Origin of the sequence: Salmonella sp. 32100201201700099SM (genome assembly GCF_017572645.1) — a bacterium.
In the GTDB taxonomy this organism is placed as follows: Bacteria; Pseudomonadota; Gammaproteobacteria; order Enterobacterales; family Enterobacteriaceae; genus Salmonella; species Salmonella enterica.
In genome coordinates, this window is sequence record NZ_JAGERQ010000008.1 from 68865 (window position 1) to 83755 (window position 14891).

Below are 14891 nucleotides of genomic sequence, written 5' to 3' on the forward strand. Positions count from 1 at the left end.
ATTGTTGATAATTGTAGCGGAAAAGCGATAAAGAAGAACTAATTGCTGCGAGAGGTAAGACGAGAATTTGCCGAATGGCGCTAACGATACCGGTAGGCCGGATAAGGCGTTCAGGCCGCCATTCGGCACCGATTGCCTGATGGCGCTACGCTTATCAGGCCTGCGGGATAATGGCAGGCCTGATAAGCGGTTCACTACGCGAAAAAAATTAACCGAGGATTTTTTCCAGCGCTGCGCGCACGTCGGCAACGGCCTGCGTACCGTCAACTTTAGCGTATTTGGTGTTGCCCGCTTCCGCTTCTTTCTGGTAGTAGCCAATCAGCGGCGCGGTCATCTGATGATATTCCACCAGACGTTTGCGAACGGTCTCTTCCTGATCGTCTTTACGGGTCGTCAGATCTTCGCCGGTGACGTCATCTTTGCCTTCCACTTTCGGCGGATTAAACTTAACGTGGTAAACGCGGCCAGAGGCGGCGTGTACGCGACGACCCACAATACGGTCAACGATCAGTTCGTCCGGTACGTCGAATTCCAGCACGTAATCCACCACAATACCCGCTTCTTTCATTGCGTCAGCCTGCGGGATCGTGCGCGGGAAACCGTCCAGCAGAAAACCGTTACGGCAGTCTTCCTGGGCAATACGCTCTTTAACCAGCGCGATCACCAGCTCATCGGTCACCAGTTTACCGGCGTCCATGATATCTTTCGCCTGTTTGCCCAACTCGGAGCCTGATTTCACTGCGGCGCGCAGCATATCGCCAGTGGAGATTTGCGGAATACCATATTTCTCCATGATGAACTGAGCCTGAGTTCCTTTACCCGCGCCCGGAGCGCCAAGCAGAATAATACGCATTACGAAAATCCCCTCAAAGGTTGTCGATATTTTTTAAAAAGCGCTAAACGATACCACCATCACGCATTTCGCTCAAGGAAGCCGCCTGATGCTGAAACGGTTAACGAAGAGAAATCCAGAAAAGAGAAGGCATTATAAAAAATGCCGGATGGCGCTGGCGCTTATCCGGCCTACAAACAGTACTCGTCCGTAGGCCGGATAAGATGCTTCGCGTCGCCATCCGGCAGTCACAAAACAGTACCCGTCCGTAGGCCGGATAAGACGCTTCGCGTCGCCATCCGGCAGTCACAAAACAGTACCCGCCCGTAGGCCGGATAAGATGCTTCGCGTCGCCATCCGGCAGTCACAAAACAGTACCCGTCCGTAGGCCGGATAAGATGCTTCGCGTCGCTATCCGGCAGTCACAAAACAGTACCCGCCGTAGGCCGGATAAGACGTTTCACGTCGCCATCCGGCAGTCACAAAACAGTACCCGTCCGTAGGCCGGATAAGACGCTTCGCGTCGCCATCCGGCAGTCACAAAACAGTACCCGTCCGTAGGCCGGATAAGACGTTTCACGTCGCCATCCGGCAGTCGCAAAACAGTACCCGCCCGTAGGTCGGATAAGACGCTTCGTGTCGCTATCCGGCAATCAGATGAGCGTTATCAGGACACCAGCAACTGGTTCATACGGCGGATAAACTGGTTCGGATCTTCCAGCGTACCGCGTTCAGCGAACAGCGCCTGATCCAGCAGCAGCTCGACCCACTCTTTAAACTGCGCTTCATCCTCGGTATCGGCAGTGCGTTTGACCAGCACATGATCCGGGTTGAGCTCAAAGATGTATTTCACTTCCGGCACGGACTGACCGGCCGCGGCGAACAGTTTCGCCATCTGGGTGCTCATTTCATCCGCATCGGTGGTGACAATCGCCGGCGTGTCGGTTAAACGGTGCGTCAGACGCACCTCTTTCACGCGATCGCCCAGCAGGGTTTTGACACGCTCCACGAACGGCTCAAGCGCCTTTTCCGCTTCTTTCGCGTTTTCGTCGACTTCATCCGCCAGTTTTTCGATAGACTCATCGGCTTTAGCGACCGACTGGAATGCTTTACCGTCAAACTCGGTCAGGTAGTTCATCATCCACTCGTCGATGCGATCGGAGAGCAGCAGCACTTCGATGCCTTTCTTACGCAGCAGCTCCAGGTGCGGGCTGTTTTTCGCCGCCGCATAGCTGTCTGCGGTGATGTAGTAGATTTTTTCCTGCCCTTCTTTCATCCGGGAGACGTAATCTTCCAGCGACACGGTCTGGGCGGAAGAGTCGGTATGGGTGGAGGCAAAGCGCAACAGTTTAGCGATCGCTTCCTGGTTGGCGTGATCTTCCGCCGGGCCTTCTTTCAACACCAGACCGAACTGTTTCCAGAAGGTTTGGTATTTTTCCGCGTCGTCTTTCGCCAGTTTTTCCAGCATTTGCAGGACGCGTTTGGTCAGAGCGCTACGCAGATTACGCGTTACCGTGCTGTCCTGCAGGATTTCACGGGAGACGTTCAACGGCAGGTCGTTAGAATCAATCAGGCCGCGCACGAAACGCAGATAGTTCGGCATGAACTGCTCGGCATCGTCCATAATGAACACGCGCTGTACGTACAGCTTCAGACCATGTTTGTGATCGCGGTTCCACAGATCCCACGGCGCCTGCGACGGGATATACAGCAGGCTGGTGTACTCCTGCTTACCTTCCACGCGGTTGTGGCTCCAGGTCAGCGGATCGGTGAAATCATGCGCGATGTGCTTGTAAAACTCGTTGTACTCGTCGTCTTTAATTTCCGACTTGTTGCGGGTCCACAACGCCTGAGCCTTGTTGATTTTCTCCCAGGAAATCACGGTTTCGCCGTCTTTTTCTTCCCGTTTTTCAATCTCTACCGGCAATGCGATGTGATCGGAATATTTACTGATAATTGAGCGTACGCGCCAGTCATCGAGGAATTCATCTTCGCCTTCACGCAGGTGTAAGGTGATTTCCGTACCACGGTCATTTTTGGTGATATCGGCAACGGTGTATTCGCCTTCGCCTGCCGATTCCCAGAACACGCCATTTTCCGGCTTGTCGCCTGCCGCACGAGTACGTACGGTCACTTTATCGGCCACAATAAACGCGGAGTAGAAGCCTACGCCAAACTGACCAATGAGCTGGCTATCTTTCGCCTGATCGGACCCCATTGATTCGAGGAAAGATTTGGTGCCGGACTTGGCAATGGTGCCTAAGTGGTCAATCACCTCATCACGATTCATCCCCACGCCGTTATCGGCAATGGTCAACGTACGCTTATCTTTATCGAAAGAGACGCGCACACGCAGCTCGCTATCTCCTTCATACAGGTCCGGGTTTGACAGAGCGCGGAAGCGCAGCTTGTCCGCCGCATCTGAGGCGTTAGAGATGAGTTCACGCAGGAAGATTTCTTTATTGGAATAAAGAGAATGGATCATCAGGTGCAGAAGCTGTTTAACTTCTGACTGAAAACCACGCGTTTCTTGTCCTTTCATGTGGATAGACCTCAACAATGCCATTTTTAATGGTAAAAATACGTTGAGGGTGAGATGGGGACAAGCGGGTGTGATTTCAAGCGGAGGCCGCGAATGCCGCCTCCGTTTGTTCAGAAAATAATCTTATGGCGTCCCGCCAGCGAGTGGGACAGCGTCGTACCGTCGACCATCTCCAGTTCGCCGCCAACCGGCACGCCGTGGGCGATACGACTGGCTTCGACGCCGGCCTCCGCGCACAGCTCGGCAATATAGTTCGCGGTAGCCTCCCCTTCAACCGTCGGGTTGGTCGCGAGGATCAGCTCACTGATTTTTTCTGACGCCAGCCGCTGTTCCAGACGATCGAGACCTATATCATCCGGCCCGATGCCGTCCAGCGGCGACAGGTGGCCCATCAGCACGAAATACCGCCCGGAAAATTGCCCGGTCTGCTCAATGGCGTAGATATCCGCAGGACTCTCCACCACGCAAATCTGGCCGTTTTCCTGACGCCGCGGGTTCGAACAGATATTACAAACATCCTGCTCGGTAAAGGTGCGGCAGTCGGCGCAGTGGCCGATTTCCGACATCGCCCGGGTCAGCGCCTGCGCCAGGCGCATTCCGCCGCTGCGATCGCGCTGCAATAGGGTAAACGCCATCCGCTGCGCCGACTTAGGGCCGACGCCCGGAAGGCAGCGCAACGCTTCCATAAGCTGAGTTAACAGCGGACTGGTTTGCATCAGAATGGCATCTTAAAGCCTGGCGGCAATTGCATACCGGAAGAGACGGAAGCCATCTTCTCTTTTTGCGTCTCTTCAATGCGGCGCGCCGCATCGTTAAAGGCCGCAGCGACCAGATCTTCCAGCATCTCTTTGTCATCTTCCAGCAGGCTTGGGTCAATTTCCACGCGGCGGCAGTTATGCGCGCCGTTGATGGTAACCTTCACCAGACCCGCGCCGGATTCGCCGGTCACTTCCAGCTGCGCAATCTCTTCCTGCATTTTCTGCATTTTTTTCTGCATCTGCTGGGCCTGCTTCATCAGATTGCCCAGACCGCCTTTTCCAAACATAAGCTCTCTCTCTTGATGGTTCACAATCGCAAGCCGGGCTTACGATCAAATGGGGCGGATACTCTCTTCATCCAGCTCGGCGTCAAAGAACCGACGCAGCGTCTGAATGTTATTATCCGCGATAATTGACTCACGCGCTTGCGCGAGTTTCTCTTCATAAATGGCCTGACGCCATTCCAGCGGCGTACGCACCGCGGGATTATCATCTTCAACGATGGTCAGTTCAACCGTCGTTCCCGTCAGATCGCTTAGCGCTTGCGCCAGCTTTTGCTGCGCGCCGCTGGAATTGAGGTGCCGCTGCGTCGAGCGCAGATGCAGACAAACCGCGTTGCCGTTCTGCTCCTTCCAGGCATTAAGCGCCACCTGCTCCACCAGCTTAGGCAAAGAAAGCTGACTTACCTGCGCCGCCCACGGATCGCGCTCAATCGCTTCCGCCGCCAGTTTAGCCGCCAGCTCCGGCGTTTTTTCATGCTCCAGAGCTTTCTTAAGCGCTTTTGGCGTAGCCACCACTTCTTTGGTTTGCACTACCGGCGTGGTGGCCTTCCAGCGATAAGCCTCTTTCTTTACTGGCGCCGTTTCCAGCGCAGACGGCGCCGGGCGCGCCTGTACGCGCTCCGAAACCGAGGCCAGCCGCTCCAGCGCAGAGTTATTCACCGGCCGCGCGCGGGATGCGGCTGCCGGTTCACTCTTTTTTGTTTTGGTTACTCCCTGCGCGCGCTGTAGCTGATTGCGCGCCGCCAGCACCTGACTGGTAGACGCCGGCAGCGGCGCTGGCGATGTCTGCGGCGCGGGCGCCGACGGCTGCTGCACCTGCGGCGGCGTCATTACCGCCGTTGGGGCCACGGGCGCAAAAGACTGCCGCGGCGTTTCAGGCTCCGGCAAGGGCATACGCGGGTGAAACGCCAGCGCACGCAATAACGTCATTTCAACGCCCATCCGCCGGTCCGGCGCCCAGGGCAATTCTTTGCGGCCAATCAACAACGTCTGATAGTAGAGCTGAAGATCGCCGGGAGGCACCGTCCGGGCAAGTTCGCGCATCCGTTGCTCGATAGCCGCCATATCGCTGCCTAACGCGGCAGGCGAAAGTTGCACCATCGCAATACGGTGCAGCAGGCTAAGCATTTCGACCAGCAGCCCTTCCCATTCAATACCGCGCGCCGCCGCCTCGTTGATAAGCGACATGACGCGTTCGCCGTTAGCGTCAACCACCGCCTCGACTAATGACAAAGCCTGGTCGTCGTCCAGCGTACCGAGCATGGCGCTTACCGCCTGCGTCGAAACCTGCCCGTCGCCGCTGGCGATCGCCTGGTCAGTCAGACTTAATGCATCGCGCAGGCTGCCGTCAGCCGCGCGTGATAACAACTGCAACGCGCGGGGTTCGTGAGCGATATGTTCCTCATTGAGAATATGCTCAAGCTGATGGCGAATCTGTTCAACATCCAGCGCTTTGAGATGAAACTGTAGGCAGCGCGACAAAATGGTCACCGGCAGCTTCTGCGGATCGGTGGTCGCCAGTAAAAATTTCACATGCGCTGGCGGTTCTTCAAGCGTTTTAAGTAGCGCATTAAAGCTGTGGCGCGACAGCATGTGGACTTCATCGATCAGATAGACTTTAAAGCGACCGCGCGCAGGCGCGTACTGGACGTTATCCAGCAGGTCGCGGGTGTCTTCGACTTTGGTACGCGATGCGGCGTCAATCTCAATGAGATCGACAAAACGCCCCTGCTCAATTTCCCGACAGTTATCGCAAACGCCGCACGGCGTCGCGGTAATACCGGTTTCGCAGTTCAGCCCCTTCGCCAGCAGTCGGGCGATAGAGGTTTTACCGACGCCGCGCGTGCCGGAAAAAAGATATGCGTGATGAATGCGCCCTAACGACAAGCCGTTCGCCAGTGCGGTCAGCACATGTTCCTGGCCGACGACGTCAGCAAAGGTTTGTGGGCGCCATTTTCTGGCTAAGACCTGATAACTCATTGGCAGGCTCTGAAACGCTGGAAGGTGGATTCATAGAAGGGTAATGCTAACACAACCTCGCCGATACAGCGAGGTTGTCTCTCTGGCTAAAATAGCAGTGCGGATAGCCTGAATCAATGCCCTGGAAACGGCACCAGGCTATAACAGGTAATCCCCTGCTTTTCCAGACGCTGCTCGCCGCCCAGATCGAACAAATTGATGATGAACGCCGCATCGGTGACTTTCCCGCCCAGACGACGGATCAGCTTCACGGTCGCCTCAATGGTGCCGCCAGTCGCCAGCAGATCGTCCACGACCAGCACGTTGTCGCCAGGTTTAATCGCGTCGACATGGATTTCCAGCTGATCGGTGCCGTACTCTAATTCATAGGTCTCGGCAATAGTTTCACGCGGTAATTTGCGCGGTTTACGTACCGGAACAAAACCAACGCCCAGCCCAAGCGCAACCGGCGCGCCAAACAGGAAGCCACGCGCTTCGGTGCCGACCACTTTGGTGATACCCGCATTTTTATAACGCTCAACCAACAGTTCAATACTGAGCGCGTAGGCTTTCGGGTCTTCCAGTAAGCTGGTGACATCACGGAAAAGAATGCCCGGTTTCGGGTAATCCTGAATGCTTTTGATGCTGTTTTTGAGAAACTCAAGCTGCTGTGCAGTCGCGGTCATGGATATATGCCTGCTAAGTACGGTGTTACTCACGGCGCAATACTTTTCAGTCAGGGGTAACGCTCGGTTACTCTTTGACCGCCTGCGCCTGTGCTCGAAAACGGTCGAATTTACTGGCTGTGAACGACAATTGCAACAGCGATTCGTGTGCTTCAGCGCTTTTGTTGCTTTTCATCAATCACCGGTATCCGCCACATAAAAATCAGCAGACAGGCCAAAATAACCAACAGCAGCACCCGCACCCACATCATATTCACCAGCCACAGCGAGATACCAAAGGTCAGCAATATCAATGCGATCGCTCGCGGTTTCGCTCCCGGCGGCATGGCCCGATAGCGCTGCCAGTGGCGCAGATAACCGCCAAACCATGAGCGGTATAACAACCAGGCATGGAAACGCGGCGACGAGCGGGCGAAACACCAGGCCGCCAGTAAAATGAACGGCGTAGTCGGCAACAGGGGCAAAACCACGCCCAATGTCCCTAATACTACCGCCAGCCAGCCAATGATGATTAAAATAGTACGTTGCATAATGCGAATCGTTATCAAACAGAAGGCTACTGTAGCACAGCCTGTCTTATTTTCATCGGGGTGTTGAATTGAAAACCGCTATGCTGTTACAGACGCTGGAAGAGAGGCTGGCGACGCTACGCCAACGCTGCGCGCCGCTGGCGCAACATGCGACGTTAAGCGCGCGCTTTGACCGACATCTTTTCCGTACCCGCAGTACTCTGTTGCAGGGATATCTGGAAGAGGCTGACGCCAATCTCGCCGCGTTGCGTCAGGCGGTAAAACATGAGCAACTGCCGCAAGTCGCCTGGCTGGCGGAACATCTGGCTTCGCAACTGGAGGCGATATCGCGTGAAACCGCCACCTGGTCGCTGCGCCAGTGGGACGCCGCCGCGCCAGGGCTTGGCCGTTGGCAGCGCAGACGAATACAGCATCAGGAGTTTGAACGTCGACTACTGGCGATGACACAGGAGCGCAAAATTCGTCTGGCGCAGGCGACCGGCCTTGTCGAACAACAAACGCTGCAAAAGGAAGTCGAGATCTATGAAGGACGGCTGGCGCGCTGCCGACATGCGCTGGAGAAAATAGAAAACGTACTGGCGCGTTTAACCCGTTAATCCTGGAGAAAGTATGTCGCTTGAAAATGCCCCTGATGAAGTCAAACTGGCCGTGGATTTAATTGTGCTGCTTGAAGAGAATCGCTTACCGGCACGAACGGTGCTACGCGCGCTGGAAATAGTTATGCGAGATTATGAAAACAAGTTAAAAAGTACGGAAGACGACTCGCAAACAGAGTAATTGCCCTCTGGTTTGTCCTCGTTGTCGCTGACAGAGTGGTCGCTACAGTCAGGCAACAAGGGATGGGTCATGGAACGTCTACCCACCACGCCGCACGATGCGGTATTTCGACAAATGCTGATGCAAAAAGAGGTCGCCCGCGACTTTCTGGCTCTCCACATGCCAGAAGACTTTCTTGCAATCTGCGATCTGGATTCACTGAAGCTGGAGTCGGGGAGTTTTGTTGAAGACAATTTACGCAGCCGCTATTCAGATATTCTCTACTCTCTGCATACCCAACACGGCCCCGGGTATGTTTACGCGCTCATTGAACATCAGAGCAAATCAGACCGGCTGATGGCTTTTCGCCTGATGCGTTACGCCATTGCCGCCATGCAGCGTCATCTGGATGCCGGTCATGATACCTTGCCGCTGGTGGTGCCAATCCTTTTTTATCACGGTCCGGAAAGCCCGTGGCCCTATAGCCTTAACTGGCATAATATGTTTGTGAAACCGGATATGGCGAAGGCCTTATACAGTCATGAATTTGCGCTGGTCGACCTGACGAGAATGCCGGATAATCAGCTTTTGCAGCATCGGCGGATAGCGATGTTAGAGCTCCTGCAAAAACATATTCGTCAACGCGATTTAAGCGAACTGCTCGACCCCCTTATCACGCTTTTAACGCAGGATCATTTGACGGACACGCAGCTCAGTGTGCTGATCAACTATATGTTGAAAGCAGGAAACGCCGCAGAACCCGGGGCGCTAATTCGTCAACTGGCGCAGGGCGCGCCGCAGTATAAGGAACAACTGATGACAATAGCGGAATGGCTGGAAGAAAAAGGCCGAACGGAAGGGTTGCAAAAGGGCCTTGAGCAAGGGTTAGCACAAGGCCGTGAGGCCGAAGCGCGCGCTATTGCCCGCAAAATGTTTGCCAACGGGCTGGAACCTGGGCTCATCGCCAGCGTCACCGGCATTACGCCGGAAGAGCTTTCTACGCTTTCGCATTAGCGGCGCCGCGCGCACTCATAAAGCGCGCAGCCCACCGCCTTTTAGCTTGCCGTAGGCGCCAGATCGACGCCGTTGAGATCGCGCTTCACTTCAGTGACTTCGTCGCCCTTCGCGTTATGCAGATGCACCTCAAGCTGGTTAAAGGCGATATTGATATCATTTTCACGGCACAGTCGATCGATCGCGCGGTTCAGTTCATCCACCGTATGGCTACGATCGCGCAATTCACGCACGTACAGACGCAGTTCATGATCCAGAGTGCTGGCGCCAAAGGTGGTGAAGAATACGGCAGGTTCCGGATCGTGCATCACCTTCGGATGCTCCATCGCCGCCTGTAGCAGGACTCTTTTCACTTTCTCCAGATCCGAGCCATAGGCCACGCCAAGCCGGATCACCAGACGTGTCGTGGTATCGGAGAGGGACCAGTTAATCAGCCGCTCCGTCACGAACGCTTTGTTCGGAATGATCACTTCTTTACGATCAAAATCGGTAATAGTGGTGGCGCGAATACGAATCTTACTGACCGTGCCGGAGTAGGTGCCGATCGTTACCGTATCGCCAATGCGTACCGGACGTTCGAAGAGGATGATTAAACCCGAGACAAAGTTACCGAAGATCTCCTGTAGCCCAAAACCGAGACCCACCGACAACGCCGCCGCCAGCCACTGGAGTTTATCCCACGAGACGCCGAGCGATCCGAATACTGTCATCGCGCCAACAGCGATAATGACGTAGTTAAGGATCGTGGTGATCGCATACGAAGCCCCCTGGCGCATATTCAGGCGTGAAAGCACCAGCACTTCCAGCAGGCCGGGTAAGTTGCGGATGAGCGCCCAGGCCACCATCGCGGCAATAATGGCAAATAGCAAGCTGCCCATCGTCACGCTTTTCACCACCGCAGCGCCAGCTTCGGAGCCGTTGTAGTGCCACAGCGTGATGCTATCAAGATAGCTGAATACGGTGATCAAATCGGACCAAATCGCCCAGAACATAACGCCGAACAGGGCAAGCATTAGCAGCATCGTGATACGTAATGTTTGCTGGTTAATCTGCTCCAACGCGATGGTGGGTTCTTCCTGTGGCTCCGCGCCTTCCGCCCCCTCTTTTACCAGGTTCTGACGACGAGCCAGCGCGCGTCGCCAGGCAATCCGGCGCGCCGCTACACTTAACCCGCGCAGCACCGTTTGATAAAGCAGGTTCCAGATAATGACCAGATAGACGGTTTCAATCCAGCGCCCCGCCAGGCGCAGGGTGGTATAGAAATAGCCGGTCGCCGTTAATACCATTAACGCCACCGGAATAATGGAAAGAATCGTCACGGTCACCAGTCGAATGCCGTGAGATTCTTTATCGCGCCAGCTTTCCCGGCACAGTGGCCACACCAGCAATGTTATGACCAGCAGATTGAGGAAAATAACCGCCTGCCCCAGCACGTCATCCATCAGATTCAGCGGCGACAACTCCGCCACCACAGACCAAAAGTGCAGCGGCAGCAATGCGAGGCTAATGCGTACAATCTGGCGACGCCAGTGGCTGGTCAACTGCGCCGGCATACCAAAATGGCGTATCGCCACGCCCTCTTTTTCCAGCACCTTCCAGCACAGCCCAAAGACCAGCCAGAACATCGCGAGCTTTTTACTAAAGGCCCAGAGCAGATCGCTGATATTTAGCTGCATGGTCAGCAAGATCAATCCAATCGCGAGGATAATCAGGCACACCGGCAGCGCGCGGATAAGATCGATCAGAATAGCTTTTGGCGTATTGAGCTGACTATCGTTACGCAGCGATCCCACGGCGGCGGCCAGCTTCTGTTGATACGCTTTTAACCATTTCAGACGCCAGCGGATTAAACCGGCGATGAGCAAGAGCGGCAACCCGGCCAAAAAAGCAATAAATACCGCGGGCCAGGCTTTTTGCCAGTTCACCGTGATTTTCATGGCGCTGAATTGCTCTTTTAACGTTTGGGGGAACGCTTTAAGCCAGTCCCAGTCCATAGGGCGGTTACTGTTCACCCAAAAAATCTGCTGCGTCAGAATGGCTTTCAGATTTTTCGAGACGCTCATCAGCTGCTGCTGGTTAACTTGCAGGTTAATCGCCATCATCAGCTGGTTACCCAACTGTTTATTTAGCTGATCCAATAGCTCACGGCGCATCTCCACCACCTGAAGCAACGCATCATGAACTTCATCATTCACCTCGCTGGTATGCCCCTCCTCCAGCTTGTCGACAAAGGCATCGCTTTGGAATAAGGCATCACGCTGCTGGTTGATTTCAAACTGCTCCAGACGCAAATCCGCAATGCGGTTGGTCATATCTTCGAGTTCGTCGGCGGAGGGCAGGGTTTGCTGCTGTTGATAAAGAATACGCGACAGCAACAGGCTGCCTTTTAAGACGGCAATCTGTTCTTTGATATTTCTTTCCGACTGCAGCGCGCGATCGAGCCAGTTTTTTACTTTAATGTTTTGCTGCATCAACATATTGCCGTTTTCGGTCGCGACAATCAGACGCTGGCTGAGTTGATGGTTAATATCCAGTTCCTGTTTTACCAGCGGGTTTGCCTGGATACGCGCCGTTTCGTCCGGCGAAATGGCCTCCTGGGCCGTTTTTTCCGTTAGCGTAAGTCGTTTACTGTTGACCGCCTCCTGTAAAAGTTGAAGCTGATGTTCAAGGCGATTACTGTTGGCCGTCACGTAATCCCGCTGTTTTTGCAGGGTGTCCTGCAAAACGGTATTCCCTTCAAGACTCTTACGTTGCTGGTCGATCTGCGCATTAAGCAGCGCCTGTTGTGCCTGTAATAACACCTGTTGGCTGGGGCGAAGCGCGGCTTCGCCGACGTTATTGCCGTCCAGACGGTTACGGATTTGCTGTATTTGCTGTGAGGCGGTATACATGGCGTTTTGCACGCGCTCAGGCTGGGTCTGTAGCGAAACAAGCTGGCTGTTATAAGCGGCAAGATCGTTTTGCGAATTTTGCAAATCATCCAGTACCTGTGCCACACGCAGCTCAAGCTGACGTAGCGAAAGCGCACTCAGCGTTTTTCGCATTTCATCATCATTATCGACATCGCTCAGCGCATTCAACGCAGCCGTCGCCTGACGCATTTTTTCAGGCGCCTGCGCCACCTTCTGCCGTAGCTGTACGGTTTCCTCTTTTACCCGCTCGATTTTCTCCAGCGTAGCTAACGTATCAATAAGGTCCTGCTGGACGAGCTTATCCTGGGCGGAGAGATCTTTTTGCTTATTCAGCGTATCCAGCTGGTTTTGCACATCCGCTTTTGACGGCAGGTCGCCATTCGTTTGTCCCCGGGCAAACGCCAGAGACTGACAGGACAGCAGGATAATAAGGAAGCTAATTGTAATAAAAACAAAATGCTGTGAACGTTTATAAAGCTGCAACATAGTCATGAGAATGAAGTGTCTGAACCGGCAAGCAGACCGGAAATAATTGAGTCGCAAGAATATCACGCCTGTAACAAACAGAATAGCGACACAGAAAATGTCCAGGAGTTTTCCTGGAATATTATCAGGGGGAGCCGTTGACCGTCGACGCGCGCAGCGTCGGACACAATTGATACATCTCCAGCAGGATCGTGACGTAGGCGCGAGCTTCTTTTTTTAAATCAAACGATTGCGGAGCAAATAACCAGTTTTCCATGAGCCCTGAAATAAAGCTGCGCATCAGTATCGCCGCACGACGGGTCAGCAGATTTTCAGGCAGCATTTTAGCATTAATACAATGTTTTAACGTTTGTTCAATCCGATCGTAACTTTCCAGACAAAGGCTACGTTGCGCCTGTTGAACCACAACCATTTCTCCGACAAACTCACATTTATGGAATATAATCTCCATCAATAAGCGGCGTCGTTCTTCTGTTACAGTAGCTTCAAGAATATGAACTAAAATTTCTCTTAATACAGATAGTGGATCGTCGGGGAATTTTGCCTGATACTCAATCTCAAGCTCACCAATATTGGATTCTGATAGCTCCCAGATCTCACTGAATAAATCCGACTTATTTTTGAAATGCCAATAGATTGCGCCGCGCGTCACGCCAGCAGCGTTCGCAATCTCCGCCAGCGAGGTTGCTGATACGCCTTGCTGCGAGAACAAACGCAGGGCCACATCCAGGATGTGTTGTCGTGTCTCCAGCGCTTGTTGTTTGGTTTTTCGTGCCATATGTCGGTGAATTTACAGGCGTTAGATTTACATACATTTATGGATGTATGTACCATAGCACGACGATAATATAAACGCAGCAATGGGTTTAAGGACCTTTGACCATTGACCAATTTGAAATCGGACACTCGAGGTTTACATATGAACAAAAACAGAGGGTTAACGCCTCTGGCGGTCGTTCTGATGCTCTCAGGCAGCTTAGCGCTAACAGGATGTGACGACAAACAGGACCAGCAAGGCGGCCAGCAGATGCCAGAAGTTGGAGTTGTCACACTAAAAACGGAACCACTGCAAATCACAACTGAACTTCCGGGTCGTACCGTTGCTTACCGTATCGCCGAAGTTCGCCCGCAGGTAAGCGGCATTATCCTGAAGCGTAATTTCGTTGAGGGAAGTGATATCGAAGCGGGAGTCTCTCTCTATCAGATTGATCCTGCGACCTACCAGGCGACTTACGACAGCGCTAAGGGCGATCTGGCAAAAGCGCAGGCCGCCGCGAATATCGCTGAACTGACGGTGAAGCGTTATCAAAAGCTGCTGGGTACGCAGTACATCAGTAAGCAGGAATACGATCAGGCGCTGGCTGACGCGCAACAAGCGACTGCCGCTGTTGTCGCAGCAAAAGCCGCCGTTGAAACCGCACGTATCAACCTGGCGTATACCAAAGTCACCTCGCCGATTAGCGGTCGTATTGGTAAGTCATCCGTAACGGAAGGCGCGCTGGTACAGAACGGTCAGGCGTCGGCGCTGGCGACAGTGCAGCAGCTGGACCCTATTTATGTCGATGTGACCCAGTCCAGCAATGACTTCCTGCGCCTGAAGCAGGAGCTGGCAAATGGTTCGCTGAAACAGGAAAACGGCAAAGCGAAGGTCGATCTGGTGACCAGCGACGGTATCAAATTCCCGCAGTCCGGTACGCTTGAGTTCTCCGACGTGACCGTTGACCAAACCACCGGGTCTATTACTTTGCGCGCCATCTTCCCTAACCCGGATCACACCTTATTGCCAGGAATGTTCGTTCGCGCACGTCTGCAGGAAGGGACAAAACCGACGGCATTACTGGTTCCACAACAGGGCGTTACCCGTACTCCACGCGGCGATGCCACGGTGCTGGTGGTTGGCGCTGATAACAAAGTGGAAACCCGCCAAATCGTCGCAAGCCAGGCGATCGGCAATAAGTGGCTGGTGACTGACGGGTTGAAAGCGGGCGACCGCGTAGTCGTCAGCGGGCTGCAAAAAGTACGTCCTGGCGCACAGGTTAAAGTGCAGGAAATTACCGCGGATAACAAACAGCAAGCCGCAAGCGGTGATCAACCTGCTCAGCCCAGGTCTTAACTTAAACAGGAGCCGTTAAGAC

General features: G+C 54.0%; 13 protein-coding genes and 1 other annotated feature. Of the genes, 4 read left to right on the forward strand and 9 right to left on the reverse strand.

Annotated elements, in window-relative coordinates:
- Positions 1 to 208: 208 nt before the first annotated feature.
- From adk to J4685_RS14360, 7 genes are all read right to left on the reverse strand, one after another.
- On the reverse strand, positions 209 to 853 hold the full coding sequence (gene adk / locus J4685_RS14330) for an adenylate kinase (RefSeq protein ID WP_001220237.1): 645 nt from the start codon (positions 851 to 853) through the stop codon (positions 209 to 211).
- Positions 854 to 1499: 646 nt separating this feature from the next.
- Positions 1500 to 3374, reverse strand: coding sequence for a molecular chaperone HtpG (htpG, locus tag J4685_RS14335; protein ID WP_016504873.1), 1875 nt, complete (start codon positions 3372 to 3374; stop codon positions 1500 to 1502).
- Positions 3375 to 3484: 110 nt separating this feature from the next.
- A complete protein-coding gene (recR, locus tag J4685_RS14340; RefSeq protein ID WP_001195023.1) occupies positions 3485 to 4090 on the reverse strand; it encodes a recombination mediator RecR in 606 nt (201 codons plus the stop codon).
- Positions 4090 to 4419, reverse strand: coding sequence for a YbaB/EbfC family nucleoid-associated protein (locus tag J4685_RS14345; protein WP_000467100.1), 330 nt, complete (start codon positions 4417 to 4419; stop codon positions 4090 to 4092). The genes recR and J4685_RS14345 overlap by 1 nt, the downstream gene beginning before the upstream one ends.
- 45 nt (positions 4420 to 4464) lie before the next feature.
- A complete protein-coding gene (gene dnaX, locus J4685_RS14350; RefSeq protein WP_000121979.1) occupies positions 4465 to 6393 on the reverse strand; it encodes a DNA polymerase III subunit gamma/tau in 1929 nt (642 codons plus the stop codon).
- Positions 5068 to 5132 (reverse strand) — a sequence feature (DnaX frameshifting element). (Overlaps the previous gene by 65 nt.)
- Positions 6394 to 6506: 113 nt before the next feature.
- Positions 6507 to 7058 carry an adenine phosphoribosyltransferase gene (gene apt / locus J4685_RS14355; protein ID WP_000127350.1) on the reverse strand — a complete coding sequence of 184 codons (552 nt, stop codon included), beginning with the start codon at positions 7056 to 7058 and terminating at the stop codon, positions 6507 to 6509.
- Between the two features lie 152 nt (positions 7059 to 7210).
- Positions 7211 to 7588 (reverse strand): DUF454 family protein, encoded by a 378-nt coding sequence (locus tag J4685_RS14360; RefSeq protein WP_001189860.1) that lies wholly within the window; start codon positions 7586 to 7588, stop codon positions 7211 to 7213.
- Between the two features lie 68 nt (positions 7589 to 7656).
- Between J4685_RS14360 and priC the strand changes: the two genes are divergently transcribed.
- The 3 genes from priC (at position 7657) to J4685_RS14375 (ending at position 9358) form a co-directional block, all read left to right on the forward strand.
- Positions 7657 to 8184, forward strand: a complete 528-nt coding sequence (gene priC, locus J4685_RS14365) for a primosomal replication protein N'' (RefSeq protein ID WP_011233110.1) — start codon at positions 7657 to 7659, stop codon at positions 8182 to 8184.
- Positions 8185 to 8197: 13 nt separating this feature from the next.
- Positions 8198 to 8365 carry a pleiotropic regulatory protein RsmS gene (gene rsmS, locus J4685_RS14370; RefSeq protein ID WP_000051161.1) on the forward strand — a complete coding sequence of 56 codons (168 nt, stop codon included), beginning with the start codon at positions 8198 to 8200 and terminating at the stop codon, positions 8363 to 8365.
- Between the two features lie 69 nt (positions 8366 to 8434).
- Positions 8435 to 9358: an Rpn family recombination-promoting nuclease/putative transposase gene (locus J4685_RS14375; RefSeq protein ID WP_000440524.1), complete on the forward strand. Its 924-nt coding sequence runs from the start codon at positions 8435 to 8437 to the stop codon at positions 9356 to 9358.
- 41 nt (positions 9359 to 9399) lie between these two features.
- Here the strand turns inward: J4685_RS14375 and mscK are convergent, their stop codons facing one another.
- The gene (gene mscK / locus J4685_RS14380; protein WP_000178228.1) at positions 9400 to 12762 is read right to left on the reverse strand and encodes a mechanosensitive channel MscK; all 3363 of its coding nucleotides are present in this window, start codon (positions 12760 to 12762) and stop codon (positions 9400 to 9402) included.
- A 118-nt stretch (positions 12763 to 12880) separates the two neighbouring features.
- Positions 12881 to 13534 carry a multidrug efflux transporter transcriptional repressor AcrR gene (gene acrR, locus J4685_RS14385; RefSeq protein ID WP_000101755.1) on the reverse strand — a complete coding sequence of 218 codons (654 nt, stop codon included), beginning with the start codon at positions 13532 to 13534 and terminating at the stop codon, positions 12881 to 12883.
- Between the two features lie 141 nt (positions 13535 to 13675).
- Here acrR and acrA point away from each other — a divergent pair, with 141 nt between their 5' ends.
- Positions 13676 to 14869: a multidrug efflux RND transporter periplasmic adaptor subunit AcrA gene (gene acrA / locus J4685_RS14390; protein WP_001039203.1), complete on the forward strand. Its 1194-nt coding sequence runs from the start codon at positions 13676 to 13678 to the stop codon at positions 14867 to 14869.
- Positions 14870 to 14891 lie beyond the last annotated feature (22 nt).

Coding starts and splice junctions, on each gene's coding strand:
- adk (WP_001220237.1), bottom strand. CDS start 853: ATGCGTATTATTCTGCTTGGCGCTCCGGGCGCGGGTAAAGGAACTCAG.
- htpG (WP_016504873.1), bottom strand. CDS start 3,374: ATGAAAGGACAAGAAACGCGTGGTTTTCAGTCAGAAGTTAAACAGCTT.
- recR (WP_001195023.1), bottom strand. CDS start 4,090: ATGCAAACCAGTCCGCTGTTAACTCAGCTTATGGAAGCGTTGCGCTGC.
- J4685_RS14345 (WP_000467100.1), bottom strand. CDS start 4,419: ATGTTTGGAAAAGGCGGTCTGGGCAATCTGATGAAGCAGGCCCAGCAG.
- dnaX (WP_000121979.1), bottom strand. CDS start 6,393: ATGAGTTATCAGGTCTTAGCCAGAAAATGGCGCCCACAAACCTTTGCT.
- apt (WP_000127350.1), bottom strand. CDS start 7,058: ATGACCGCGACTGCACAGCAGCTTGAGTTTCTCAAAAACAGCATCAAA.
- J4685_RS14360 (WP_001189860.1), bottom strand. CDS start 7,588: ATGCAACGTACTATTTTAATCATCATTGGCTGGCTGGCGGTAGTATTA.
- rsmS (WP_000051161.1), top strand. CDS start 8,198: ATGTCGCTTGAAAATGCCCCTGATGAAGTCAAACTGGCCGTGGATTTA.
- J4685_RS14375 (WP_000440524.1), top strand. CDS start 8,435: ATGGAACGTCTACCCACCACGCCGCACGATGCGGTATTTCGACAAATG.
- mscK (WP_000178228.1), bottom strand. CDS start 12,762: ATGACTATGTTGCAGCTTTATAAACGTTCACAGCATTTTGTTTTTATT.
- acrR (WP_000101755.1), bottom strand. CDS start 13,534: ATGGCACGAAAAACCAAACAACAAGCGCTGGAGACACGACAACACATC.
- acrA (WP_001039203.1), top strand. CDS start 13,676: ATGAACAAAAACAGAGGGTTAACGCCTCTGGCGGTCGTTCTGATGCTC.